Source organism: Tsuneonella mangrovi (assembly GCF_002269345.1).
Taxonomy (GTDB): domain Bacteria; phylum Pseudomonadota; class Alphaproteobacteria; order Sphingomonadales; family Sphingomonadaceae; genus Tsuneonella; species Tsuneonella mangrovi.
The window spans coordinates 2,252,887-2,278,460 of record NZ_CP022889.1 but is presented as its reverse complement, the minus strand read 5'-3'; the positions used below and the strand labels follow the sequence as shown (position 1 = coordinate 2,278,460).

Genomic DNA, 25,574 nt, shown 5'->3' with positions numbered 1-25,574 from the left:
CGAATTGTCCGGCAAGGTGAGATGCTTACTCCATACATTCCCACAGGCGATGTATCACTGCACAGTGCGCGCTCAAGCGATGGTATCATATGAAATTGGAATGCACACCGTCTGTTGCCCGTATGACACAGCCCGCACCTTGCCGCCTGCGCCCCGCTCCGCTAGGGGCGCGCGGCAAACGCGATGAAATAGACGCCGCGTTATCTGACAGCTTCGAGAACCTATTATGACTTCGCTTCGAAACGTGGCGATCATCGCCCACGTCGACCATGGCAAGACCACCCTTGTCGACCAGCTTTTCCGCCAGTCGGGCACCTTCCGCGACAACCAGCGGGTGGAAGAACGCGCGATGGATTCGGGCGACCTCGAGAAGGAGCGCGGGATCACCATCCTTGCCAAGCCGACCTCGATCGAATGGCAGGGCACCCGGATCAACATCATCGACACGCCCGGCCACGCCGACTTCGGCGCGGAGGTGGAACGCATCCTCAGCATGGTCGACGGGGTGATCCTGCTGGTCGACAGCGCCGAAGGGGCGATGCCGCAGACCAAGTTCGTCACCGGAAAGGCGCTCGGCCTCGGCCTGCGTCCGATCGTGGTGGTCAACAAGATCGACCGCCCCGACGGTCGCCCGCAGGAAGTTCTCGACGAAGTCTTCGACCTGTTCGTCAACCTCGACGCGAACGACGAGCAACTCGACTTCCCGGTGCTCTATGCCTCGGGCCGCGAAGGCTATGCGAGCGAGGACCAGGACGCGCGCAGCGGCGACCTGACCCCGCTGTTCGAGCGGATCGTCGCGCATGTGCCTGCGCCCAGCCTCGACGAAGACGCGCCGTTCAGCTTCCTTGCCACCCTGCTCGATCGCGACAGCTTCATGGGCCGCGTGCTCACCGGGCGAGTCCAGTCGGGCAAACTCAAGATCAACGATCCGATCCGCGCGCTCGACGCTGAGGGCAATGTGATCGAGACGGGGCGTGCGACCAAGCTGATGAGCTTTCGCGGGCTTGAGCGAGTGCCGGTCGAAAGTGCCAAGGCAGGCGACATCATCGCGCTCGCGGGCCTCGAAAAGGCGACGGTTTCCAACACCATCGCTTCGCCGGAAGTGACCGACCCGATCGCGGCGCAGCCGATCGACCCGCCGACGCTGTCGATGCGCTTTGCGGTCAACGACAGTCCGCTCGCCGGGCGCGAGGGCGACAAGGTCACCAGCCGGATGATCCGCGACCGCCTGATGCGTGAAGCCGAAACCAACGTCGCCATCCGGGTAACCGAAGCGCACGACAAGGACAGCTTCGAAGTCGCCGGGCGCGGCGAACTGCAGCTGGGCGTGCTGATCGAAACGATGCGCCGCGAAGGCTTCGAGCTGGGCATTTCGCGCCCCCGCGTGCTCTTCCGCGAGGAAGACGGCCAGCGGATGGAGCCGTACGAGCAGGTCGTGATCGATGTCGACGACGAGTTCTCGGGAACGGTTGTCGAGAAGATGCAGCGCCGCAAGGCCGAGCTGACCGAAATGCGCCCGAGCGGCGCGGGCAAGACCCGCATCACGTTCTCCGCCCCCAGCCGCGGGCTGATCGGCTACCACGGCGAATTCCTGTCCGACACGCGCGGCACCGGAATCATGAACCGCCTGTTCGAGAAATACGGCCCCCACAAGGGCGCGATCGAAGGGCGGCCCAACGGCGTGCTGATCTCCAATGCCACCGGCGATGCGGTGGGCTACGCGCTCAACGCGCTGGAGGAACGCGGCGTGCTCTTCCTCGGCCCTCAGGCGAAGGTCTACGAAGGGATGATCATCGGCGAAAACGCCAAGCCCGAAGACCTCGAGGTCAACCCGCTCAAGTCCAAGCAGCTGACGAACTTCCGTTCGACCGGCAAGGACGACGCCATCCGCCTCACCCCGCCGACGGTGATGACGCTCGAACAGTCGATAGCTTACATCGACGACGACGAAATGGTCGAGGTGACGCCGAAGTCGATCCGCCTGCGCAAGGCGATCCTCGACCCGCACGAGCGCAAGAAGGCGAAGCGCAAGGAAGCCGCATGATTGGTGCTCGTTAGCCTACCGGGGCCGCGAGCATTCCGTCGTCGATCCAGCGGGCCAGCATCGCGCCGGCCTGTTCGGCTGCGCGTGCTTCGTCATCGAGCGCGACGGCCACAAGGGAACAGATCGCACCGAACGTCGCCCCGTCGCGCAGGTGAGCAAGGCAGTCAGCTTCGAGTGCGCTGGTGGCGCGAAACACCGGCTGGAACCCGTCGCGCCACACCACCAGCCCGCCCGGTTCGGCTAACATCGGCACTTCGCCTGCCGGCGCCTCCCCGGCCTTCGCGGAGCGCCAGATTGCGGGGATATCCGCGACCACCCGCCGCACGGCGAGCCCCGGCATAGGGGTCAGGCGCAGGTCCATTGCATCGCCTTGCGCCGACAGCAACGCCGCAAAACCTTTCCGGTCGAGCGGCACTGCATCGCGCGCGACGAAGGCCATGTGCATCCGCCATTCGAGCCACGCGAGTTCCCCCACTTCGGGATCGCCCGCAAACAACTGTGCCAGCGTCTCGTCGAACCCGGAGCCAGCACTATCGAGCGTCCAGCCACCGGGCGGATGGATGATCGCGTGATGCGCCGCTGCACGTTCGAACGCTTCGATTCCCACCCAGTGGCGGGTCGCGGGAAATGTCTCGGCAAGCGCGTCGATCAACCGGGCGCGATAGGCGTTGCGGTAGATCGCCATCCCGGCCCGCGCATGGTCGCTCCAGCTGCGCGGCAGCGGCGCGTCTTCATCGAGCACCTGCGCCATGAACGCACGCTGAGTGGCGGCGAGCGTCATGCTGCGCGCCGCTCTACATCGGCAGCGACCCGGCGGGCCGTGTCGAGCTCGGCGAGCAGGTCGCTCAGCGGGGGAATGGCGTCGTCGCGCTCGATCATCGTTGTCGCATGACCGAAACGGGCGACCGCCCGTGCATAGAGCGCCCATACCCCGTCGCACACCGCGCGGTCGTGCGTGTCGATCAGGATCTCGCCCGGGGTGTGCCCGGCCAGGTGCATCTGGCGCACTCGATCGATCGGAAGCCCGGCGAGGTATTCGCCCGCGTCGAACCCGTGGTTGTGCGCGTTGACGAACACGTTGTTGACGTCGAGCAACAGGAAGCACCCGGTCCGCCGCGCCATCTCGGCGAGAAATTCGTGCTCGGCCATCTCGTCTTCGGGAAAGGCGAGATAGCTCGACGGGTTCTCGAACAGCATCGCGCGCCCGAGCGCATCCTGCGCCTGACCGATATTGCCGCACACCAGGTCGAGCGCTTCGCGGGTGTAAGGCATCGGCAGCAGGTCGTGCGAAGAATGCGCGTCGATCCCGGTCCAGCACAGGTGGTCGGAGACGAACAGCGGCTCGATCCGGTCGGCCAGCGCGCGTAGCCGCATGAGGTAATCGCGGTCGAGCCCGTCGGCCCTGCCGATGCCCAGCGAAACGCCGTGCATCGCCACCGGATAGTGCGCCCGCACCGCGTCGAGCGTCGCGAGCGGGCGGCCGCCATCGACCATGTAGTTTTCCGAAATGATCTCTACGAAATCGACCGCCACTTCGCCTGCCATGAACTCAGCGTAATGCGGGCGGCGCAGGCCGAGGCCGAAGCCTGTGAATGATTGAGTGCTAGCGGTCATCGAGGCGTACCGTGCAAAAAGGGCAGTGGGCGGCCCGCCCTCGGGGGCAAGGTCTGGCAGGCCGCCCGGCGGCTACGGCAGCGCCGTCAGCCGATGTCGCCGATGGTCCCGCCCTTGGTCAGGCACGCGCCCGCAGCCATCGCCTTAAAGCCGTGGCCCTTGCACGAATTCATGCCCTTGCATTCATTCATCGTGGTCTTGCAGTCGGCCATGCCCTTGCAGCTGTTCACGCCGTAGCAGTGGACGGTGTCTTTCGCGCCGACTGCCGCGCCGGTGCTGCCGGCTGGCGGGGTTGCCGCGCCCGCCATCGAAGACAGCGCGAACAGGGCGGCAGAAGCGGCGATGCTGGCGCCGGTACGGATCGAAGTCATGTGGAATTCTCCCAAAAAGAGGTTTGCTTGCCGGGGGTCGGCACGGGCTGGTTCGGCAGGAGGTCCGGCTCGGTTACATCGCCTGGAAATTCGGTGCGGGTGTAACCGGATGGCGGGGTGCGAACGAACTCCGGGGCAATCGACACTTCACTGCAAGGAATGCCCGATGCCCAAGACCCTGCCCGTTCTCGCAATCGCTACCGCAGCAGCCAGCCTTGCGCTCGCCGGCCAGGCCAGCGCCGCACAACCGAAGATGGAAAAGTGCTACGGCGTCGCGAAAGCCGGTCACAACGATTGCGCTGCCGGACCCGGCACCAGCTGCGCGGGCACCTCGACCCGCGACTTCCAGGGCAATTCGTGGAAGCTCGTGCCCGCCGGGACTTGCACCAAGATTAGCACGCCCAAGGGCAACGGCTCGCTGACCCCGATCAAGCGCTGAGCCGATGCGCACGCTCGTTCGCCACTGGAACCGCGCAACGGCCATCGCCGGTTCGCGCTGGCCGGAAGCAGCCACGCTGCTGCTCGTCCGCCTCGCGCTCGCCGGGGTGTTCTGGCGTTCGGGCCGGACCAAGGTCGTCGAAGGCACCTGGCTGCACCTGAGCGATGCCACCCGCTACCTGTTCGCCACCGAGTATTCGGGCGTGCCGCTGCCGTCCGACCTTGCGGCGCATCTTTCGCTGCTGGGAGAGACATTCCTGCCGATCCTGCTCGTGCTTGGCCTCGCCACCCGGCTATCCGCACTGGGGCTGCTCGGCATGACGATGGTGATCCAGGTGTTCGTCTATCCCGATGCGTGGTGGCCGGTGCATTCGCTATGGGCGGCGCTGGCACTCGTGCTAGTGGTGCGCGGCAGCGGGGCATTTGCACTCGACCCGCTTCTCGCGAGGGGACTGGCGCGATGATCGCCGACGAAGCGACGCTGTCACGCCTGATGCGGGCGAGCCAAGGCGGCGACCGCACCGCCTATCACGCGCTGCTTGGCGCGTGCGAGAGCTGGCTCAAGCGCTATTTCCAGCGCCGCGTTCCACCATGCCAGTTGGACGACCTCGTGCAGGAAGTCCTCCTCAGCCTTCACCGCAAGCGGGCCAGCTACGATCCCGAGCGCGCGTTCCTGCCGTGGCTTGCCGCGATCGCGCGCTATCGCTGGGTCGATCACTTGCGCAAGGCCTACCGCGCGCAGGAAACCGACCTCGAAGGCGTCGAGCCGTCGCAACCTGGCGAACAGGAAGCCGTCGCCGCACAGATCAGCCTCGAGCGATTGTTCGAGAACCTCTCCGACGGCCAGGCAACTGCAATCCGGCTGGTCAAGATAGAAGGGCAATCGGTCAGCGAAGCCGCGCGCCTCACCGGCCAGAGCGAATCGCTGGTCAAGGTCAACGTCCATCGCGGGCTCAAGAAGCTCGCCGCCATCGTCGAAAAAGCGAACTGAGATATGAGCAACACCCCTTCCCTGATCGATAGCCTGGTCGATGATCTCAACCCTGTTCGCCCGTTGCGCTGGCGCGCCGGTGCCGGACTGGTCGCGGCGGCCTTCGCCGCAACGGTCGCCGCGGTGTGGCTGCTCGCCGGGTTCCGCGCGGGGCTAACGCATGGGCAGGTGTCCGAGCTGTTCCTGATCACCGATGGGCTGATGCTGGTCGTCGGCAGCTCGGCTGCCGCTGCGGTGATCGCGATGGCCAGCCCGCGGGTCGGCAGCACGCACGATAACCCGAAGTGGGCGATGGCCGCGCTCGCGTTGTTGCCGCTGTCCGCACTCCTCGTTTGGCTCGCTCCGCCGACCACGCATCCGGCGCTCTACCAGAGCTCGATCGACCTGCATTGCGTGGCTTGGGGCAGCGCATCGGCGGCATTGATCGCGGTGGCGCTGGGCTGGTGGCTGCGGCGCGGCGCACCGGTCGCACCGAAATTGGCGGGGCTTTATCTCGGCGTCGCATCGGGCGCGCTGGGCATGGCAGCTTACGGCCTCGCGTGCCCCGACGACCAGTTGTTCCACCTCGGCATCTGGCACGTGATCCCGGTCGTGCTGCTTGGGCTGCTTGGGCGGTTCGCCGGTCCCGCGATCATCCGCTGGTAATACATCCGGCACAGTCGCATTGCCCCTTTGTCAAGCCCGGTCCATAGTCCGGCCCGAGCGAGCAAGGAGAGGCCAGCGGTGAGCGAGACTCCAACCAAGGGCGTGTGCCTGGTGATCGGCGCGGGCGATGGCCTCGGCGGATCGGTCGCGCGAGCGTTTGCCGCCGAAGGCCACCCTGTCGCGCTGACCCGCCGGGCACGGCATATCGCCGAACTCGACGCCCTGGCCGACGCGATCCGCGCCGATGGCGGGATTGCGCACGCGTTCGGCGTCGACGCCCGCTCGGAAGAAGAAACCGTTGCGCTGTTCGACCGGATCGAGGCCGAGATCGGCCCGCTCGAAGTGGCGGTGTTCAACATCGGTGCCAACGTGCGCTTCGGCATTCGCGAGACGACCGCGCGGGTGTTCACCAAGGTGTGGGAGATGGCGTGCTTCGCCGGGTTCCTCGCGGGGCGTGAAGCCGCGCGGGTGATGGTGCCGCGCGGGAAAGGCACGATCCTGTTCACCGGTGCGACCGCTTCGCTGCGCGGGCGCGACGGGTTCTCCGCCTTTGCCGCGGCCAAGGCGGGCCTGCGCGCGCTGGCGCAATCAATGGCGCGCGAACTGGGGCCGCAAGGGATCCACGTCGCGCACGTGATCTGCGACGGAGCGATCGACGGGGTGTTCACCCGCTCGCGGGTCGACGATGTCACTCCGTTGCTCGAAGCCGATAGCATCCTCAAACCCGACGAGATTGCCCGCAATTTCGTGTGGCTGCACCACCAGCCACGCTCCGCATGGAGCCATGAGATTGACCTGCGCCCGTGGACGGAGAGCTTCTGACATGACCGCCAAAATCGACTTCGTATTCGATTTCATCAGCCCCAACGGATACCTCGCGTGGTGGCCGCTACGCGAAATCGCCGCGCGCCATGGGGCGGAGATCGTCGTGATACCCGCGCTGCTCGGCGGAATGCACAAGCTGACCGGCAATGCCCCGCCGTTCATCCGTGACGCGGATATCAAGGGCAAGACCGCCTACGCGCAGCTCGAGATGCAGCGTTTCATCGAGCGTCACGGGTTCGACAAGTTCCGGATGAACCCGGCCTTCCCGTTCCGATCGGTCGACTTGCTGCGAATGCTGATCGCTGCGCAAGGCCAGGGCGATGCAACGCCGCTGATCGAAGGGCTGCTGCACGCGCTGTGGGAAGACGGCCTCGATCCCGCCGATAGCGATGGCGTGGCTCAAGTGATCGCGGCATCAGGGTTCGATCCGGCGGAGCTTGCAGCGAAGGCGCAGGACGACGCAGTCAAGCAGACGCTGTCCGACAACACCGCTAACGTCGTCGAGCGCGGTGCATTCGGCATCCCGACGTTCTACATCGAGGGCGAGATGTTCTTCGGCAAGGAACGCCTCGGCCAGATCGACGAACTGCTCGCCAGCCTCGGCTAGCCCGGCACGGCCGCGATCCGGCTTGACCTCGCGCCGCCCGGGCCTATCCCCCGCGCATGGATAGCGCCGCTCACCAGCAGACCAACTCCGCCGCCGATCGTGCGTGGACCGCCGAGGCGATCCGCACGATCGAGGCCGACTACAACCGTTCGGCCGACACCCACCTGGTGCCGGTCGCCCTGCCCGCGCTGCCGGGCGTCCAGCTCTACCTGAAGGACGAGGCGAGCCACCCTACCGGCAGTCTCAAGCACCGCCTGGCGCGTTCGCTGTTCCTCTACGCGCTGTGCGACGGGCGGATCGGGGCGACCACGCCGATCGTCGAGGCGTCGAGCGGATCGACCGCGGTTTCCGAAGCCTATTTCGCGCGGATGCTCGGCCTCGAATTCATCGCCGTGGTCCCGCGCAGCACCGCGCAGGCGAAGATCGCGGCAATCGAGTTCTACGGCGGCAAGGCGCACTTCGTCGATGATCCCGGCACAGTCTATGCCGTCGCCCAGCAATTGGCCGACCGATGCGGCGGTGTCTACCTCGACCAGTTCACCTATGCCGAACGGGCGACAGACTGGCGCGGCAACAACAACATCGCCGAGACGATCTTCGAGCAGATGGCGCTCGAACCGCACCCGATCCCGCGCTGGATCGTCTGCGGTGCGGGGACCGGCGGCACCTCTGCCACGATCGGGCGCTTCATCCGCTATCGCCGCCACGCGACGCAGCTGATGGTCGCCGACCCCGAAGGATCGGTGTTCCACCGGCACTGGGCCGACCGCTCGGTCACGACGATCGAAAAATGCGGCAGCTGCATCGAGGGAATCGGTCGTCCGCGGGTCGAGCCGAGCTTCCTGCCTGCCGTGGTCGATGCGATGATGCCGGTCAGCGATGCCCAGAGCGTCGCCGCCGCGCGGCTGCTCTCGGCCCGCCTCGGGCGCAAGGTCGGCGGATCGACTGGCACCAGCCTGTGGGCGGTCGCGCAGCTGGCGCAAGACATGGCGCGGCGGGGCGAAACGGGCAGTATCGTCTCGATCCTGTGCGACGACGGCGAACGTTATGCCGACACCTATTTCGACGACAATTGGGTGCGCGAGCACGGACTCGATCTCGAAGATCCGACACAGGCTCTGCAATCCGCGCTGGGCTGGTAAGGGTCCGCAGCCCGAGACTGCGGTGGCCAGCGCCAACCTCTCCTGTTAGGCACCCGCGCCATGCAGACAGGGATCATCGTTTCACTCACCCTCTACTTCCTCCTGATGCTCGGCATCGGGCTCTACGCGTGGCGCAAATCGACCGACTCTTCGGAAGGGTATTTGCTCGCCGGACGCGACCTGCACCCGGCCGTGGCGGCGCTCTCCGCCGGGGCAAGCGACATGTCGGGCTGGCTATTGCTCGGCCTGCCGGGCGCGCTCTACGCCACCGGGCTGGTCTCGGCGTGGATCGGCATCGGCCTGTTCGTCGGCGCGTTCGTCAACTGGATCGTCGTTGCCCCCCGGCTGCGCCAGCAGACCGAAGAGCTCGACAATTCGCTGACCATTCCCGAATTCCTCGCCAATCGCTTCCCAGAAAAGGCCGTGGCGCTGCGGATTACCAGCGCAGTGATCGTGGTGCTGTTCTTCACGGTGTACACTGCAGCTGGTCTGGTCGGCGGCGGCAAGCTGTTCGAGACCGCATTCAGCGGGGCAATCCACATTTCGGGGATGACCGACTATTCGGCGGGGATCTGGATCACCGCGCTGGTGGTGCTGGCCTACACGATGATCGGCGGGTTCCTCGCGGTCAGCCTGACCGACTTCGTGCAAGGCGTGATCATGCTGCTCGCGCTGGTGCTGATGCCGCTGGTAGTGATCTTCGGCCCCGGCGGAGCCAACGGCGCAAGCATCGCCGCCGTGCCGCAGGACGGGTTCCTCAGCCTGACTTACGGGCTGACCGCGATCGGCTGGTTATCGGCGGTGACGTGGGGCCTCGGCTATTTCGGCCAGCCGCACATCATCGTGCGGTTCATGGCGGTCCGCTCGGTGCGCGAAGTGGCAACCGCGCGCAATTACGCGATGAGCTGGATGTTCGTGTGCCTGATGGGCGCGATCGGCGTGGGCATCGCGGGCCGGGCCTACATGGCGCGAAACGGGCTGGTGCTCGACGATCCGGAAACGATCTTCGTCGTGCTCGCCAACCTGCTGTTCACCCCGCTCATCACCGGGTTCCTCTACGCCGCGCTGCTGGCAGCGATCATGAGCACGATCAGCTCGCAACTGCTGGTGTCCTCCAGTTCGCTGGTCGAGGATTTCTACCGCCTGTTCCTGCGCAAGAACGCAAGCGAGCGCGAAGCGGTCAATATCGGGCGGCTGTGCGTCGCGCTGGTGGCGATGGCGGCGATCGCGATTGCGGGAAACCCGAACAGCGAAGTGCTTGGGCTCGTCGCTCATGCGTGGGCCGGGTTCGGCGCGGCATTCGGGCCGCTGATCGTGCTTTCGCTGACCTGGAAGCGAATGACCGGCGCGGGTGCCGTCGCCGGCCTTGCGACCGGCGCGCTGGTAGTGATCGCGTGGATCGCGCTAGGTTGGGATACCAGCTTCCTGGGCGGCGACGGCGTCTACGAAATCATCCCGGGTTTTGCCGCGTCGTGGCTGGCGATCTGGCTGATCAGTCGGCGAACTGCGCTCTAACCGGCGCATTAGGGCACTGTTAACCATAACCGGCGAGACTGTGCGCCATGCGCACGCGACTTGCCTTGCTGGCGATGACAGCCACCCTTGCCGGGTGCGGGAACCTGATTCCCGACAGCCGCGCGCCTGCCCGTCCTGCCCCGAGCGTCACCGGCAACTGGGCGCCGAGTTCGAACGAGCGGATGTGCCTCGCCAGCCTCGGACGCGATGGCACTGACTTCAACCCCGTGCCCGACAAATACTATGGCGCGGGGTGCTCGACGCTCGACAGCGTCACGCTTGCCTCGCTCCAGGGCGACGACCGGCGGTTCACGCTCGCCAACCTCGGCCCGGTCGCCTGCCCGCTGGCAGACACGCTTGCCGGTTGGGCGCGCTACGGGATCGATCGCGCCGCGCGGATCGAATTCGGCAGCCCGCTCGCCCGGATCGAGACTTTCGGCAGCTATTCGTGCCGCAACGTCGCCGGTTCTTCCCGGCGCTCGGCACATGCCCGCGCAGAGGCGATCGACGTATCCGCATTCGTGCTGGCAGACGGACGGCGGATCACGGTCGCCGGCGGCTGGAACGGGACTGAAAAGGAGCGCGAATTCCTGCGGGTGGTCCATGCCAGCGCGTGCAAGCGGTTCGGCACCGTGCTCGGCCCTGGCTACAACGCCGCGCACCACGATCACTTCCATGTCGAACTGGGCGGGGGCGGCTACTGTCGTTGAGGACCGCCGGGCGTCAGGTGCCCGTGTCCGGAACCTGCGCTTCGAGCCGCATGCGGACTGCCTCGGCCGAATGCGCTGCCCCGAGCTTGGTCATCATGTTCGCCCGGTGAATTTCCACTGTGCGCGGGCTGATGTCGAGTTCGCGGGCGATCGCCTTGTTGCTCGACCCTTGCGCCAGCCAGTCGAGCACCTCGCGCTCGCGGTTGGACAGGCTGGCGATCCGCTGGCGCGCATCGATCATCCTTCGGCGGGCCTCGGCATGTTCGCTCGATTCGCTGTCGATCCGCTCCAGCAGACCGGCGAAGCGCGATCCTTCGAGCGGAAGCGCGAGATATTCGAGAGCGCCGGCCTTGATTGCGGCAACGACCCGGTGAGTTTGCGGATCCTCGTGCATCGCGACGACGGGAAGCCAGATACCGGCCTCGGCGAGCTGCTCGATCAAGGCGGGGGCGCCTTCGGCATCGTCGCGCAGGAATATGGTCCCCCCTTGCGGCGGGTGGGCCAGCAGTTCGTCGATGTCGCCATAGACTTCCGCGTGGTGGCCAAGCCCGAACACGAGCCGGGCACATTCGGCGCGCATGCGGACATCGGGTTCGACGATATGAATGATCTGGCGTTGGGTCATGCCGCGCAGCATGGCGTCAGGACCGGTCTTGGTTAATTCGATCCATTTCCGGAATGGAGCAACAACAACTCTGATGTTCAGCGATTACCGTCGCAAAAATTCATCCGGAATGGAGTGGAATTACGGGCAATCCCGCATCCGCAATCGCGCGTAAGCGCTTGTCCTAAGGGATTTTACTTACCCTTGGCAAAGGTGAAATCGGGAAGCGCGTTGAACGCCTGCCGCAATGAATCGCCCCAACCAGCGGACACCATCTGGAAGTATTCGTCCTCTTGGGTGATGCGCTGTTCGTGACGCGGTGCATAGGCCTCGCGCTCGATCACCATCACGTCGAGCGGCATACCGACCGAGAGATTGGCCTTGAGCGTCGAATCGAAGCTGACCATCAGCAGCTTGACCGCATCCTCGAAGCTCATCGTGCGGTCGTACGCGCGGATCAGGATCGGGCGGCCGTACTTGGTCTCGCCGATCTGGAAGAATGGGGTGTCCCAGCTCGCCTCGATGAAGTTGCCTTCGGGATAGATCAGGAACAGGCGCGGTTCCATGCCCTTGATCTGGCCCGCGACGATCATCGTGGCAGTGAACCGGCCCTGCCCGTTCTGCCCGTTTACCTCCTGCCGATCCTCGATCGTCTCTTGCAACAGCCGCCCGATCTCGGTCGCCACCTGGAACATCGTCGGCGCATCGAACACTGAATTGCGCCGCTCGTCCGGGGTCTTGGTCCGCTCCTCGAGCTGGCTGATGACAGCCTGCGTGGTGGCAAGGTTGCCCGCCGTCATCACAGCTACGATCCGCTCGCCAGGCACTTCCCAGTGGACCAACTTGCGAAACACCGAGATGTTGTCGACACCCGAATTGGTGCGGGTGTCGCTCATCAGGACCAGGCCCTTGTCGAGCATCAATCCCACGCAATAGGTCATGAATTCGGCGCCTCCGGACCGTTTGTCGTTGTCAACTCAGCACGCACCGATCGTTGGCCGAGTCATTGCTCCACCTGCTGCCGTTCGACCGCCACGTCAACGTGCAAGCCTTCGCTCTCCGACCCGAAGCTGATCCCGGTGATCGGGGCTGCATCGCGATAGTCGCGCCCCGTTGCCACGCGGACGTATCGCGGATCGGGGCTGATCCCGTTGGAAATATCGAACCCGACCCATCCCAAACCATCTACGTGGGCCTCGGCCCAGGCGTGGGTCGCCTCCTGGTCGATGCGGTCGTTCATCATCAGGTAGCCGCTGACATAGCGCGCAGGTATCCCCAGCGAGCGCGCAGCACCGATAAAAATATGAGCATGGTCCTGGCACACACCGTGCCCGGCCTCGACCGCTTCTTCCGCGGTCGTGGCAACCCCTGTCCGCCCCGTCTCGTAGCGCACCTGTCGGTGGATCTCGCTCGACAACGCGTGGAGGAAATCGACGCTGCCATCGACCTCTCTCTCGAGTCCTCGCAGCATCGCTCTCAACTTTGGTCCCGGACGCGTCAGCCTCGTCTGCGACAGGAAGCTCCATAGCGGCAGGTGGCCCGCATGACGCCCGATCACACCGGCATGATCGTGGGTGTCGACCTTGCCGGTGCAGGTCACATGGACCTCGCTCGTTCCCGGCTCGACCGCCACCAGCGTCACGTGATTGTGATGCTGGTCCTCGTACTCGAGTTCGATATGCGCTTGTTCGAGCGTCATGTTCCAGTCGATGATTTCCTGCCCTTGCGTTTCCTTGGGGGTCAGGCGCAGGCGCTGGAGCGCATGGATCACCGGCTCCTTGAACCGGTAGCTGGTGGTATGACGGACGGAGAGGCGCATGGCTCGGGTCTCCTAATCCAGGAAGCGATAGTCTTGCGCGATCGCGTCTGCGATCTCGCCGTTGCGGAACATGAAGCCGGTCAGGAACTCATGCAGCCCTTCATCGAACACCTGGTCGATCGTCAGCTCGTCGAGCATCGCGGCGGACTGGCAAACCAGCTCGCTGCTGGTTCCATCGCTGCCATGCAGCCGCGCGAGCGTGGTCAGGCTCTCGCGCAGCAATGTGTGGCTGTAGGCGAGGCTCCGGGGGAAGCGCTGGTCGAGGATCAGGAACTCGACGATCCCGCGCGCATCGGCCTTGCCGGTGTTGAGCCAGCGGAACGCGCGATCACCCGAGACCGAGCGCAGCAACTGGTCCCATTGTCCGGCATCGAGGCTCGAACCCACGTAGCTCACCGAGGGAAGCAGCAGGTAATACTTCATGTCGAGGATGCGCGCGGTGCTGTCCGCCCGCTCCACGAAGGTACCCGCGCGCGCAAAATGGAAACCTGCATCGCGCAGCATCGAATTGCCGAACGCGCCGTGCGCCAGCGTTCCGACACCCTTGATCATCTTGACCACGTCGCCCACCGCGCTTTGCGTGACGGGCCGCGAGAGCGCCTCGTCGATCTTCATCCATCCTTCGTTGACCGCGGTCCACAGGTCGCTGCTGATCGCGGTCCGCACCGCGCGCGCATTCGTGCGCACTGTGCGCATCAACGCGTGGAGGCAGGCCGGATTGTCCTTGTCGCGCAGGATGTAATTCCACGCCTGCGTTCCTGTGTAGATGCCGTATTTCGCTTCGAATCCGGCGCCTTGCCCGAGCGTGGCAATCACCGAACGCCATTCGTCCTCGGCCGAGATGACATCGCGGGTCAGCGCCATTCGCAGCCCAGCGTCGAGCAGCCGCGCGGTATTCTCCACCCGCTCGAGATAGCGGAACATCCAGAACAACCCGTTGGCGGTCCGCCCTAACATGGTCGCATCCCCGCCATCAGTCTTTCAGCACCCAGGTATCCTTGGTGCCTCCGCCTTGCGACGAGTTGACCACCAACGATCCCTTTTTGAGCGCGACGCGGGTCAGCCCGCCGGGCACGATCTCGACGTTGTCGGGCGAGACCAGCACGAAGGGCCGCAAGTCCACGTGCCGCGGGGCAAGGCCCTTCCGGGTGAACACAGGGCAAGTCGAAAGCGCCAGCGTCGGCTGGGCAATGTAGTTCTGCGGATTGGCTTCCAGCTTGGCGCGGAACGTGCGGATTTCCTTCTTGCTGGCAGTCGGGCCGATAAGCATGCCGTAGCCGCCCGAACCATGGACTTCCTTGACCACCAGCTCTTCGAGGTTGTCGAGAACGTATTTCAGCGTTTCGCGATCGGCGCAGCGATAGGTCTCGACATTGGGCAGCAAGGGCTTCTCGCCGGTGTAAAACTCGACGATCTCGGGCATGAACGAATAGATCGCCTTGTCGTCGGCAATCCCGGTTCCCGGAGCGTTTGCGATGGTGATCCCGCCCGAGCGATAGACATCCATGATGCCGGGCACGCCCAACATACTGTCGGGATTGAACGACAGCGGATCGAGGAAATCGTCGTCGACCCGGCGATAAAGCACGTCAATCGGTTCGAACCCCCGCGTTGTGCGCATACAGACGCGCCCGCCAACCACTCGCAGATCGCCGCTCTCGACCAGCTCGGCACCCATCTGGTCGGCAAGGAATGCGTGTTCGTAATAGGCGCTGTTGTAGATCCCCGGCGTCAGCACCGCGACGGTCGGCTTGCCGGTCGTCGCAGAGGGCGCACACGCAGCGAGACTGCGCGCGAGCCGGCGCGGGTAGTCCGACACCGTGCTCACCGGAACCCGCGTGAACAGTTCGGGGAACATCGTCATCATCGTTTCGCGGTTCTCGAGCATGTACGAGACCCCGCTGGGGGTGCGCGCGTTGTCCTCCAGCACGAAGAAATCGTTCGGGCCGGTGCGCACCAGGTCGATGCCGACGATGTGGGTATAGACCCCGCCCGGCGGGGTGAAACCGACCATGTTGGATAGCCACGCGTCGTTATTGGCGAGCAGTCTCTCTGGCAGCCGGCCCGCGCGGATGATCTCTTGCCGATGGTAAAGGTCGTGGATGAAGGCGTTGAGCGCGCTCACCCGCTGTTCGATCCCGCGCGTCAGACGACGCCATTCGTTCGCGGTGATGATCCGCGGAACCATGTCGAACGGGATAAGCCGCTCTTCCGCGTCGTGCTCGCCATAGACATTGAAGGTAATCCCGGTGCGGCGGAATGAGGCTTCGGCCTCTTGGTCCTTGCGCTTCAGGAGATCGGCGGGCTGTTCGTCGAACCATCTGCAGTATTCGGCGTAGCCCGCTCGGACTGCGCCGGACGGATCGTGCATTTCATCGAACGTGTCGGCCGCGCCGCTCATCCATCTCCTTCCGGAAGAATCGGTTGCTCGAAGAGAAGGATAACGCGTTTTTGTGCAATTGCACAATCAATCGATTGTGCAGGTCAGGAGGGCTCAAGCTCCCGCAGGATCGCAGCGACAGCTTCCGGATCCCACGCAAAGCCGAGATGGGTGCAGCGTAGCGCCACTTCGCGGTCACGCTCGCCCGGCAGGCCGCGCGCCGCGCGCGGGTGGACGATACCGTCGCGCGGGCTCCACAGCGCAACCGTTTCGACCGGCGGCTTGGCGGCAAGGTCGGCCTGGACTGGCGGTTCCTCGACCCGGTGCCCGGCGACCAGGTGATAGGCGCGCCAGGCGTTGTTCGCCCGCGGATTGTATGAAAACGGCGACCCCATCGTAACGACCTTGGCCACCAGCTCGGGCCGCCGCTTGGCGAGTTCGCGCGCGAACAGTCCGCCAAGGCTCCAGCCGACGAGATAGACCGGCTCACCGGCGCGGGCCGCGAGGGATTCGAGCCGGCCTTCCAGCAGCGCGAGATTCTCCACGCTCGGACCGAGGTTGAACCCAAGCCCCCAGCGCTTGACGGTGTGCCCGGCGCGTTCGAGCTGGTGCGCGAGGTAGCGCATCCGGATCGGGTGAGTGGCGAAACCGGGCAGCAGCATGACCGTGCGCGGCGTTGCGGTTCGCGCGATCTCGGTGTGTCGGAATTGGCGGCGAATCGGCTCGGCCAGCGCCGACAACTCGCCCAGCATAAGCCGCCACGACGGCCCGCCGATGTCGCGCGGGGCCGGTTCGGCAGCCAGCTCCAGCCGGCGCAGGACTTCGGCGCGCGTTTCCGCGAGCTGCAAGTTCCGAAACCGTGAAGCCACTTCGCCCATCCGCTGCGCCTAATGACCGGTGCCATAAAAACGCAACAATTGTGCCGAAGTTTCATTTAGCTGTCATGAACACGCGCCGATGCGTTTGGAATCCATCTTCAATTCCATGTGCATTTCGCCGCCGGGAATCGCGGCGGCCTTCTGCGTCATGTCCATGTGCATCGAGGTGCTGGTGGTCGAGACCGTGCCGTCCATCTTCATCGCGGAGGTCATTCCCTGCTGTCCGGTGCAGGTCATCGCAGCGTCGAGCGCGTCGCCATTCACGTCGAACTTGTCGAAGGTGCATTTGAGCCCGCCCTCGCCTTCGCCAAGCTTGCGGACCATTTCCTCGAAGCCCTTATCGGCCTCTTCCTTGGTGAGGCAATAGGTCTCTCCCTGGCCAACCACGTTGCGCATCCGCTGCTTCATCATGTCGGCCCGCTGCGGCGGCAGGCCCGGCACCGAGAAGTCGATCAGCTCGACGCTGGTTTCGTATTTGCCCGGCTGGGGCTTCGCCAGCTTGCCCGCTTCGGCCATGACCTGCTCGGGTGTTTTCGGTTGCTTGGGCTCGCTGTTGCAGGCCGAGAGGGCAAACGCCGCAACAAGCGGCAGGGCGGCAGCGATCAGGCGCATTGGCAGGTATCCCCCTTCCGGCAATGATGTCTGCTAGCTAACGCCCGACCTGCACGAAGCCAAGACCGGACCTCTCAACCGCCGTCTTTCGTTCGGGACCTGGATCGCCGAGCTGGTGCGCGAAAATGAGGCATCTGGTCACCATGTCGAGCACGCAGTTGCCCACGCCACTCGTGCCAGTCCCCACCACTTCTTGGCTCACGGCTGAAATGGCTGCGCTCCGCTCTGCTATATACGTTTTCACGGGAGCTAGGCCGGTAGTAGAAGTATCCGTCGCTTCCCCAATACCCGTCGTAGATCGGGCCGTAATAGCCGTCGTAATAGCCGTAATAGGATTGCGGCCCATATCCATTGTAATCAGTGCTGTAGGCATAGCCCAGGCCGCTTCCATAACCGTTCGCGCAACCAGCGAGGGTCAGCGATGCACATCCGGCGGCAAATGCAAAAAGAACGGGACGCTTCATTTCAGTCGCTCCTGAATCCCGTCCGTACGCAGCTTGAACGCTCGACGGGGCCGTTCGATCCGGCAAGCGCTTGCCGCCCGCCATTGGTTCGCCCATATCATGGGACATGGCCGAGCTTGTGATCCGCAGGGGACTGGAAGAGCCCGACACTTCATCTGCTTTCACGCCGCACAAGCCCGCGCGGCCGGAAAAGTCGATGCCGGGCAAGCGGTTCGAACTGGTGAGCGACTACCAGCCCGCTGGCGACCAGCCGACCGCAATCGCGGAGCTGGTCGGCGCGGCGCAGGATGGCGAACAAACCCAGGTGCTGCTCGGGGTTACCGGCAGCGGCAAGACCTTCACGATGGCCAAGGTGATCGAGGAACTGCAGCGCCCCGCGCTGGTGCTCGCGCCGAACAAGATCCTCGCCGCGCAGCTCTACGGCGAATTCAAGAGCTTCTTCCCCAGCAACGCGGTCGAGTATTTCGTCAGCTACTACGACTACTACCAGCCAGAGGCCTACGTCCCCCGGTCTGACACCTATATCGAGAAGGAAAGCTCGGTGAACGAAGCGATCGACCGGATGCGCCATTCGGCCACCCGCGCGCTGCTCGAACGCGACGACGTTATCATCGTCGCCTCGGTTTCGTGCCTCTACGGCATCGGCTCGGTCGAAACCTATTCGGCGATGATCTTCGACATCAAGACCGGCGAAACGGTCGACCAGCGCGAGCTCATCCGCAAGCTCGTCGCGCTGCAATACAAGCGCAACGATGCCGCGTTCCAGCGCGGCACCTTCCGGGTGCGCGGCGACAACCTCGAGATTTTCCCCAGCCACTATGAAGACATGGCCTGGCGGATCAGCTTCTTCGGCGACGAGATCGAGGAAATCAGCGAATTCGACCCGCTTACGGGCAGCAAGGGGGCCAGTCTCGACAAGGTGCGGGTCTACGCCAATTCGCACTACGTCACGCCCGGCCCAACGATGAAACAGGCGATGGAGGCGATCAAGTTCGAGCTGGCGCACCGGCTCGAGGAGCTGCAGGCCGAGGGCCGCCTGCTCGAGGCGCAGCGGCTCGAACAGCGCACCAATTTCGACCTCGAGATGATTGCCGCGACCGGTTCCTGCGCGGGGATCGAGAACTATTCGCGCTTCCTCACCGGTCGACTGCCGGGCGAGCCACCGCCGACGCTGTTCGAATACCTGCCCGAAAACGCGCTGCTGTTCGTCGACGAAAGCCACCAGACGGTGCCGCAGATCGGCGCAATGGCGCGCGGGGACCATCGCCGCAAGCTGACGCTCGCCGAATACGGATTCCGCTTGCCGAGCTGCATCGACAACCGCCCGCTGCGGTTCAACGAGTGGGACGCGATGCGCCCGCAAACATTTGCCGTCTCGGCCACCCCGGGGAGCTGGGAGATGGAACAAACAGGCGGGGTGTTCGCCGAGCAGGTTATCCGCCCGACCGGCCTGATCGATCCGCCGGTCGAGATTCGCCCGGTCGAGGACCAGGTGCAGGATTGCATCGAGGAATGCCGCAAGACCGCGCAGGCGGGCTATCGCACGCTCGTCACCACACTGACCAAGCGCATGGCCGAGGACCTCACCGAGTTCATGCACGAGGCGGGGCTGCGTGTGCGCTACATGCACTCCGACGTCGAGACGCTCGAGCGCATCGAGCTTATCCGTGACCTGCGCCTGGGCGTCTACGATGTTCTGGTCGGGATCAACCTGTTGCGCGAAGGGCTCGACATTCCCGAGTGCGGGCTCGTGTGCATCCTCGATGCCGACAAGGAAGGCTTCCTGCGCTCGGAAACCTCGCTGATCCAGACCATCGGGCGTGCCGCGCGCAACGTCGATTCCAAGGTCATCCTCTATGCCGACCGCATCACCGGCAGCATGGAACGCGCAATGGCCGAAACCGAGCGGCGGCGCGAAAAGCAGCAGGCGTACAACGAGGAACACGGGATCACCCCGCAAACGATCAAGCGCCAGATCGCCGACATCGTCGCGCACACCGCGAGCAAGGACGGCGTCACCGTCGATACCGGCGACGAGGAACGCAACAACCTCGTCGGGCACAACCTCCGCGCCTACATAGAGGACCTCGAAAAGCGGATGCGCGCCGCCGCCGCCGACCTCGAATTCGAGGAAGCCGGCCGCCTGCGCGACGAGATTCGCCGGCTCGAGAACGAAGAACTCGGACTGGAGGACAAGAAGGCCCCCATCGTCGGCCGCGCGACCGAGGGTCGCCCCGGCACCCGCAAGATGCGCTACGGCAAGTCGCAGCGGAAGTGGGGCCGCTGACCCACGAGTCAATCACGAATCGCCTGACGGCAGGCAATCGACCGACTGCCTCTTCCCTTCGACCAGCAGCATGCGCGGCCGCCAGTTCCCCTTGTCCCAGCATCCCAATTGGGTAGTTTCTCGCGCAACCGGTCAACGAGGAGCCGGTTTGAACAGGGGTTTTCGATATGAGGCGCTTTCTCGCCGTTTGCCTGGCCGCGCTGCTGGGCCTGGGCATCACCGTTCCGCACGCCATGGCGCAAGATGCTGCGAAGGACAAAGCGAGCGAGAAGTCCGATGCCAAGGAGACCCAGTTCAAGCCGTTCCCCGCGCCCAAATCGATCACCCAGTCCACTACGGTCGGTGGACGCAAGATCACATATACCGCCACGGTCGGCGCGATCCCTGTCAAGGACGACAAGGGCAAGACCATCGGCGAAGTGGTCTATACCGCCTACACCGTGCCCGGTGCCGCCCCGGCATCGCGACCCGTGACTTTCGCATTCAACGGCGGGCCGGGTGCATCTTCGGTATATCTCAACCTCGGCGCTATCGGACCCAAACGGATCCCGTTCGGCGCAAAGGGCGACAGTCCGTCTGACCCGCCGGTGCTACAGGACAACCCGGGAACCTGGATCGACTTCACGGACCTCGTGTTTATCGATCCGATCGGCACCGGGTTCTCGCGTAGCGAGACCGATCCGGAGACCGCCAAGAAGGCCTTCTTCACCGCCAACAGCGACATCCATTACCTCAGCCGCGTGGTCTACGACTGGCTGCTGCGCAACAAGCGGATGACGAGCCCCAAGTACCTCGTTGGCGAAAGCTATGGCGGTTACCGCGTGCCGCGCCTCGCCTATTACCTCGAAACGCAAGTCGGCGTGGGGATCAGCGGGATGACGATGGTTTCGCCCTATCTCGATCCGCCCGCGATCGGGGAGGAGGATGCACTTTCGCCGCTGCCGTGGATGATCAACCTGCCGTCGATGGCGGCGGGCCACTTCGAACGCGAAGGCAAGCCACTCAACGATTCCACCATGGGACCGGTCGAACAGTATGTCCGCAGCCAGTTCGTCACCGATTTCCTCGCCGGGCCGAAAGACAAGGCGGCGACCGATCGCCTGTCGGCCAAAGTTGCGGAACTGACCGGACTCGATCCGACACTTGTGCGCAAACTCAACGGGAGGGTCGATATCGACACGTACCTGCGCGAGATTCGCCGCAGCCAGGGGCTGATCGGATCGGTCTACGATTCGAACTACACCTCGTTCGACCCGTTCCCGGCGAGCGCCTATCCCGAATACAGCGATCCGCTACTGGTCACGATTATCGGACCGACGACTTCCGCCATGGTCGATTTCGTGACCCGGCAAGTCGGCTGGGACGTCGATGCGCCGTATAACGCGCTGTCCTACAAGGTCGGTTCGCAATGGGACAGCGATCATTCGGATACGCCGGTGAGCGACTTGCGCCGCGCGATTGCCGCTGACCCGAAGATGACGGTCAACATCGTCCATGGTTGGGATGACCTGTCGTGCCCCTACTACGGGTCGATGCTGATCCTCGCACAGATGCCCGATTTCGGGGTCAAGAACCGGGTCAAGCTGTTCATGTATCCCGGCGGGCACATGTTCTATTCGCGCAGCGAAAACCACGAACCGCTGCGGCGCGACATCATGGCCAGTTATCGGGGCTAAACGGGGTAGCAGGCAATTTACCCGCCCGCGCGGCGGTGCCATAGCGCGCGCAGATGGATCGCAAATCTGCTCTCGCCATTGCTGTCATTGCCGGGGCCGTCGCCCTCGCCGGGTGCCGCCCTTCGGCCACCGACCACTACGTCGAGCGAGTCGATCTCGATGGGAAAGCGCAAGGTCCGCACGTGCTCAAGGCCGTGCCCGACGTCACCGGGGCGGTATGGGCCGAAAGCAAGGAGCGGGGTCGGCTGGTCTATGGCCAACCGGGCAAGGCACCGCTGGTTGCGCTTGCCTGCACCGGCAAGGCTGCCGATCGTTCAATCGAGTTGACCCGCTTCGCCGAAACCGACCCGGATGCGAAGGCGATGATGGCATTGATCGGCAACGGCCATGTCGAGCGGTTTCCGATCGATACGCACGACAACGGGCGCGGCTGGCTGTGGCAGGGTGCCTACCCCGCGCTCGATCCCGCGCTCGACGTGCTGACCGGTTCGCACAAGGTCGAACTGACGATCCCCGGCGCGAGCACGGTGGTACTCAATCCCAGCACCATGCCCGGCCAGCTGATCGAATGGTGCCGCCGACAAGCGACCGACGATGGCGATGCTAGTCAGCCGGAGCTGAAGTATTCGCCGGAGAGCGGCTCGATCCCGGTGCCGAAATCCGAGCCGACCCCGCCAGTGTGACCAGCATCCCCGGGGTCAGCACTTGCGGCAGCACCTCGGCATCCTTGCCCGGGGCATACCACAGGTAGAGCGGCACCCCGGCGGCTCCGTGTGCGGTCAGGAAGCGGGTGATTTCCGGATCGCGCCGGGTCCAGTCACCGACCAGCGCGACCACGCCTGCCTTGTTGAATGCATCGCGGGTTTCCTCGCGCTCGATCGCGACGCTCTCGTTGACCTTGCAGGTCAGGCACCAGTCGGCGGTGAACCACACGAACACCGGCTTGCCTTGGGCGCGCGCAGTCTGGAGCGCGATTTCGGAAAAGGGCTTGGCAGGTATGATCTCGCCGACCGCAGATGGCTCGGGTGGAGCGCCTCTTGGAAGGCCGACTACCATTCCAATTGCGACGAGCGTGGCAATCGCTGCAACACCACCGATCGACTTTCCCTTTCGCTGCGATACGCCGATCGCCGCAAGCGCGCCCAGCAGGATCGGCAAGGCCAGAACGGCGTAAGCCAGCCCCTTCATACCCGTGAGCCGCCAGACGAGCCAGACCAGCGCCAGCGCGGTCAGGCCCATCGGCACAGCCATCGCCTTGCGGAACGTCTCCATCCACTTGCCCGGTTTGGGCAGCATCCGGCGCAGTGGTGGAACGAAACCGAGCAGCAGGAACGGCAAGGCAAGGCCAAGGCCAAGAGCCGCAAACAGCAGCATCGCCTCCGCCGTTGGCAGCAGCAGTGCTGCGCCCATCGCGGCAGCCATGAACGGACCGGTGCACGGGGTCGCAACGAATGCCGCGAGCAGCCCGGTTGCAAACGCGCCTGCCTGCTCCCCGCCACGCGAGATCGACAGCGATGGTAGTTCGTAGAGTCCGGCAAAGTTGGCGGTGATCGCCACCGCCAGCACCAGCAGCGCGACGACCACGCCGGGCTCCTGCAACTGGAACGCCCAGCCCACGCTTTCGCCCGCCGCCCGCAGGCCCAGCATCAACGCGCCCAGCGCCAGCGTCGCCAGCAACACGCCTGCTGTGTAGGCGATCCCGTCGGCGCGAGCCTGCGCATCGCTTTCGCCGGCGCGCGCAAGGCTCAATGCCTTGAGGCTCAGGATCGGGAACACGCACGGCATCACGTTGAGGATCAGCCCACCAGCCAGCGCCGCCAGCAGCAGGATCCACAACGGGCCGGTCGCAGCGGGCGCAGTATCGGGGGTCAGTACTTCGCCGCCAGCCGGGACAACACCGGGCGAGGCGGTGAAGCGCACCCCGTTGCCGTCGCCAAGCGAGAGGATCCCGCTCACCTTGTCCGGCTTGGCGACGGTCTGGGCGAGAGGGATTTCCGCCACCAGCGCGTTGCCGTCTCGCCGGAATAGCTGCGGCGCGGCATAAGCCACCAGGTCGCGCTGGTCGGTGAATACGTGCGGATCGGGCAGCGGCAGGCTCGCAGGCAGCGGCAAGGCGATCCGCAGCGCCTTGTCGCCGATCATAAAAGTTCCGCCCTGGTCGAGCTCAGCCGGGATTGTCGCCAGCCATTTGGGATAGTCCGCCGAAGCGACGGTCACTTGCGGCAGGCGCAGCGAAAATGTCCGCTCCTCCGGCACGCAAATCGAATCGGTACACGCGAGCCAGTGCGCCTCGAGCCCGATCTGCGCGCCTTCGACCTTCGCCCCCGGCGGCGGCACAAGATCGACAAGGACCGCATACGGGCCTTCGTAGACGTGGTTCATCAGTCCGCCGATTTCGAGCTGCTGCGGCACCGGATACTGCGGCACGCCTGTTGTCCAGCCGGGCGGCAGCTTCCAGTCGAGCTGCATCCCGTAGCCGGCATCGCCCGGATTCGACCAATATCCGTGCCAGCCATCCTCCGGTACGAAGTGGAGCACCATGTGCACCGGCCCGCCGGGTTGCGACGACGCGGCACCGAGGTCGGCCTCGATATGGTTGGGGTGCGGGACCGCTTGCGCGCGCGAAACGCCGGGCTGGACGAGCGCAAGCACCGCGCTCAGCAGCACAAAAAACGCAAGCAGGCGGGGCATTGTCCTTGCGCGCATCGCGCGACCCGCTCTAGGGCGCTGGGTCATGGACGACAAGCGCGACCTGCTGATCCTTGGCGGCGGCCTGGTGGGCATGACCCTCGCGCTGGCAGCTGCGCGCAAGGGCTTTTCGAGCCATGTGGTCGACCGCGCAGATCCCGCTTCGCTGACCGCCGACAGCTTCGACGGGCGCGCCAGCGCGATTTCCACCGCGAGCTGGAACCTGTTCACCAATATCGGTCTCGCCGACCGGCTCGAGCCGCATGGCTGCCCGATCGCGTCGATCATGGTCAGCGATCAGCTCAAGCCCGGCCTGCTCGATTTCACGCCCGAACCGCACGAAGGGTCGCTCGGACGGATGTTCGCCAACCGCGAGCTGCGCCTCGCGCTGTTCGAAGCGGCGCGGGCCGAGCCGCTGATTTCGTGGCACGCCCCGGTCGACGTCGTCAGCCGCCACCGCGACGGGTTCGGCGTTTCCGCCACGCTGGCCGACGGGCGCACGCTTGTGGCCGCGTTGCTGGTCGGCGCGGAAGGCCGCCGCTCGCCGACGCGCGAGGAGGAAGGGCTGGCGATGGCGCAGTGGGACTACAGCCACCGCGCGATCATCGTCGGGCTCGACCACAGCAAGTCGCACGACAACGTCGCATGGGAGATCTTTTACCCCGACGGACCGTTTGCGCTGCTTCCGATGCTCGACGGCCCTGGGGGCCAGCACCGCAGCGCACTGGTATGGACGGTCGACGAGAAGGATGCTGCGGGCACGCTCAAGCTGCCCGCCCGGGCGTTTGTCGCCGAAATCTACAAGCGGATGGGCGACCTGCTGGGTGAAGTCTCGCTCAACTCGGGTCGTTCTTCCTACCCGCTGAGCTTCCAGCATACCGCCAAGATCACCGGCGAGCGGCTCGCGCTGGTGGGCGATTCGGCCCACGGGATGCATCCGATCGCCGGACAAGGCCTCAACCTCGGCCTGCGCGACGTCGGTGCGCTGGTGCAGGTGCTGTGCGAGGCGCAGCGCCTCGGGCTCGACCTTGGCGATGCCCAGATGCTCAAGAAGTACGAGGACTGGCGCGCGCTCGATTCGCTGATGGTGATGGGCGCGACGGACGGGCTCACCCGGCTGTTCGGCGTACCCGGCAAGACTGCTTCGGCGCTCCGCCGGTTCGGGATGGGCGGTGTCCAGCGGTTCGCGCCGCTCAAGCAGTTCTTCATGGACGAAGCGCGCGGAATGTCGGGCACGCTGCCTGAACTGCTGCAGGCCTAGGCC

The 25,574-nt window shown here is 65.0% G+C and carries 26 protein-coding genes; 14 read left to right on the top strand and 12 right to left on the bottom strand.

What is annotated here, in order from left to right; all coding sequences use genetic code 11:
* The first annotated feature begins 226 nt into the window (after positions 1 to 226).
* Entirely contained in the window at positions 227 to 2,044 is a 1,818-nt protein-coding gene (gene typA, locus CJO11_RS11090) for a translational GTPase TypA (RefSeq protein ID WP_095012765.1), read from the top strand.
* Positions 2,045 to 2,054: 10 nt separating this feature from the next.
* Here the strand turns inward: typA and CJO11_RS11085 are convergent, their stop codons facing one another.
* The 3 genes from CJO11_RS11085 to bufA2 form a co-directional block, all read right to left on the bottom strand.
* The gene (locus CJO11_RS11085; protein ID WP_095012764.1) at positions 2,055 to 2,825 is read right to left on the bottom strand and encodes an HvfC/BufC N-terminal domain-containing protein; all 771 of its coding nucleotides are present in this window, start codon (positions 2,823 to 2,825) and stop codon (positions 2,055 to 2,057) included.
* Positions 2,822 to 3,658: an MNIO family bufferin maturase gene (gene bufB / locus CJO11_RS11080; RefSeq protein WP_095012763.1), complete on the bottom strand. Its 837-nt coding sequence runs from the start codon at positions 3,656 to 3,658 to the stop codon at positions 2,822 to 2,824. The genes CJO11_RS11085 and bufB overlap by 4 nt, the downstream gene beginning before the upstream one ends.
* Before the next feature lie 86 nt (positions 3,659 to 3,744).
* Positions 3,745 to 4,029, bottom strand: a complete 285-nt coding sequence (gene bufA2, locus CJO11_RS11075; protein ID WP_095012762.1) for a BufA2 family periplasmic bufferin-type metallophore — start codon at positions 4,027 to 4,029, stop codon at positions 3,745 to 3,747.
* A 166-nt stretch (positions 4,030 to 4,195) separates the two neighbouring features.
* Here bufA2 and CJO11_RS11070 point away from each other — a divergent pair, with 166 nt between their 5' ends.
* The 9 genes from CJO11_RS11070 (at position 4,196) to CJO11_RS11030 (ending at position 10,902) form a co-directional block, all read left to right on the top strand.
* The gene (locus CJO11_RS11070) at positions 4,196 to 4,468 is read left to right on the top strand and encodes a BufA1 family periplasmic bufferin-type metallophore (RefSeq protein WP_095012761.1); all 273 of its coding nucleotides are present in this window, start codon (positions 4,196 to 4,198) and stop codon (positions 4,466 to 4,468) included.
* Positions 4,469 to 4,472: 4 nt separating this feature from the next.
* Positions 4,473 to 4,931, top strand: coding sequence for a DoxX family protein (locus CJO11_RS11065; protein ID WP_095012760.1), 459 nt, complete (start codon positions 4,473 to 4,475; stop codon positions 4,929 to 4,931).
* Positions 4,928 to 5,458 (top strand): sigma-70 family RNA polymerase sigma factor, encoded by a 531-nt coding sequence (locus CJO11_RS11060; protein ID WP_095012759.1) that lies wholly within the window; start codon positions 4,928 to 4,930, stop codon positions 5,456 to 5,458. The genes CJO11_RS11065 and CJO11_RS11060 overlap by 4 nt, the downstream gene beginning before the upstream one ends.
* A gap of 3 nt (positions 5,459 to 5,461) precedes the next feature.
* Positions 5,462 to 6,103 carry an NrsF family protein gene (locus CJO11_RS11055; RefSeq protein WP_095012758.1) on the top strand — a complete coding sequence of 214 codons (642 nt, stop codon included), beginning with the start codon at positions 5,462 to 5,464 and terminating at the stop codon, positions 6,101 to 6,103.
* Between the two features lie 78 nt (positions 6,104 to 6,181).
* Positions 6,182 to 6,925 carry an SDR family NAD(P)-dependent oxidoreductase gene (locus CJO11_RS11050; RefSeq protein WP_095012757.1) on the top strand — a complete coding sequence of 248 codons (744 nt, stop codon included), beginning with the start codon at positions 6,182 to 6,184 and terminating at the stop codon, positions 6,923 to 6,925.
* Position 6,926: 1 nt separating this feature from the next.
* Positions 6,927 to 7,535 (top strand): 2-hydroxychromene-2-carboxylate isomerase, encoded by a 609-nt coding sequence (locus tag CJO11_RS11045; protein ID WP_095012756.1) that lies wholly within the window; start codon positions 6,927 to 6,929, stop codon positions 7,533 to 7,535.
* 56 nt (positions 7,536 to 7,591) lie between these two features.
* A complete protein-coding gene (locus CJO11_RS11040; protein ID WP_095012755.1) occupies positions 7,592 to 8,677 on the top strand; it encodes a PLP-dependent cysteine synthase family protein in 1,086 nt (361 codons plus the stop codon).
* Positions 8,678 to 8,737: 60 nt separating this feature from the next.
* Entirely contained in the window at positions 8,738 to 10,192 is a 1,455-nt protein-coding gene (gene putP, locus CJO11_RS11035) for a sodium/proline symporter PutP (protein ID WP_095012754.1), read from the top strand.
* A gap of 74 nt (positions 10,193 to 10,266) precedes the next feature.
* Entirely contained in the window at positions 10,267 to 10,902 is a 636-nt protein-coding gene (locus CJO11_RS11030) for an extensin-like domain-containing protein (RefSeq protein WP_240504473.1), read from the top strand.
* A gap of 13 nt (positions 10,903 to 10,915) precedes the next feature.
* On the opposite strand, the gene CJO11_RS11025 is transcribed toward CJO11_RS11030, so the two are convergent.
* From CJO11_RS11025 to CJO11_RS13305, 8 genes are all read right to left on the bottom strand, one after another.
* A complete protein-coding gene (locus CJO11_RS11025; protein WP_095013370.1) occupies positions 10,916 to 11,527 on the bottom strand; it encodes a response regulator transcription factor in 612 nt (203 codons plus the stop codon).
* 173 nt (positions 11,528 to 11,700) lie between these two features.
* Positions 11,701 to 12,447: a proteasome-type protease gene (locus tag CJO11_RS11020; RefSeq protein ID WP_095012752.1), complete on the bottom strand. Its 747-nt coding sequence runs from the start codon at positions 12,445 to 12,447 to the stop codon at positions 11,701 to 11,703.
* A gap of 62 nt (positions 12,448 to 12,509) precedes the next feature.
* On the bottom strand, positions 12,510 to 13,325 hold the full coding sequence (locus CJO11_RS11015) for a transglutaminase family protein (RefSeq protein WP_095012751.1): 816 nt from the start codon (positions 13,323 to 13,325) through the stop codon (positions 12,510 to 12,512).
* Positions 13,326 to 13,337: 12 nt separating this feature from the next.
* Entirely contained in the window at positions 13,338 to 14,282 is a 945-nt protein-coding gene (locus CJO11_RS11010) for an alpha-E domain-containing protein (RefSeq protein ID WP_095012750.1), read from the bottom strand.
* Between the two features lie 16 nt (positions 14,283 to 14,298).
* On the bottom strand, positions 14,299 to 15,726 hold the full coding sequence (locus tag CJO11_RS11005; protein WP_095012749.1) for a circularly permuted type 2 ATP-grasp protein: 1,428 nt from the start codon (positions 15,724 to 15,726) through the stop codon (positions 14,299 to 14,301).
* Between the two features lie 83 nt (positions 15,727 to 15,809).
* Entirely contained in the window at positions 15,810 to 16,583 is a 774-nt protein-coding gene (locus CJO11_RS11000; protein WP_095012748.1) for an esterase/lipase family protein, read from the bottom strand.
* A gap of 63 nt (positions 16,584 to 16,646) precedes the next feature.
* Positions 16,647 to 17,195, bottom strand: coding sequence for a DUF3617 domain-containing protein (locus CJO11_RS10995; protein WP_095012747.1), 549 nt, complete (start codon positions 17,193 to 17,195; stop codon positions 16,647 to 16,649).
* Positions 17,196 to 17,269: 74 nt separating this feature from the next.
* Positions 17,270 to 17,659 (bottom strand): hypothetical protein, encoded by a 390-nt coding sequence (locus tag CJO11_RS13305; RefSeq protein WP_169829187.1) that lies wholly within the window; start codon positions 17,657 to 17,659, stop codon positions 17,270 to 17,272.
* A 106-nt stretch (positions 17,660 to 17,765) separates the two neighbouring features.
* Between CJO11_RS13305 and uvrB the strand changes: the two genes are divergently transcribed.
* From uvrB to CJO11_RS10975, 3 genes are all read left to right on the top strand, one after another.
* Positions 17,766 to 19,946 (top strand): excinuclease ABC subunit UvrB, encoded by a 2,181-nt coding sequence (uvrB, locus tag CJO11_RS10985; RefSeq protein ID WP_095012745.1) that lies wholly within the window; start codon positions 17,766 to 17,768, stop codon positions 19,944 to 19,946.
* A gap of 167 nt (positions 19,947 to 20,113) precedes the next feature.
* Entirely contained in the window at positions 20,114 to 21,622 is a 1,509-nt protein-coding gene (locus CJO11_RS10980; RefSeq protein WP_095012744.1) for a S10 family peptidase, read from the top strand.
* A 53-nt stretch (positions 21,623 to 21,675) separates the two neighbouring features.
* Positions 21,676 to 22,305: a hypothetical protein gene (locus CJO11_RS10975; RefSeq protein WP_095012743.1), complete on the top strand. Its 630-nt coding sequence runs from the start codon at positions 21,676 to 21,678 to the stop codon at positions 22,303 to 22,305.
* Here CJO11_RS10975 and CJO11_RS10970 read toward each other — a convergent pair.
* Positions 22,226 to 24,313, bottom strand: a complete 2,088-nt coding sequence (locus CJO11_RS10970; protein WP_095012742.1) for a protein-disulfide reductase DsbD family protein — start codon at positions 24,311 to 24,313, stop codon at positions 22,226 to 22,228. The genes CJO11_RS10975 and CJO11_RS10970 overlap by 80 nt on opposite strands.
* A gap of 43 nt (positions 24,314 to 24,356) precedes the next feature.
* Between CJO11_RS10970 and CJO11_RS10965 the strand changes: the two genes are divergently transcribed.
* A complete protein-coding gene (locus CJO11_RS10965; RefSeq protein WP_095012741.1) occupies positions 24,357 to 25,571 on the top strand; it encodes an FAD-dependent monooxygenase in 1,215 nt (404 codons plus the stop codon).
* The last annotated feature ends 3 nt before the right edge of the window (positions 25,572 to 25,574 follow it).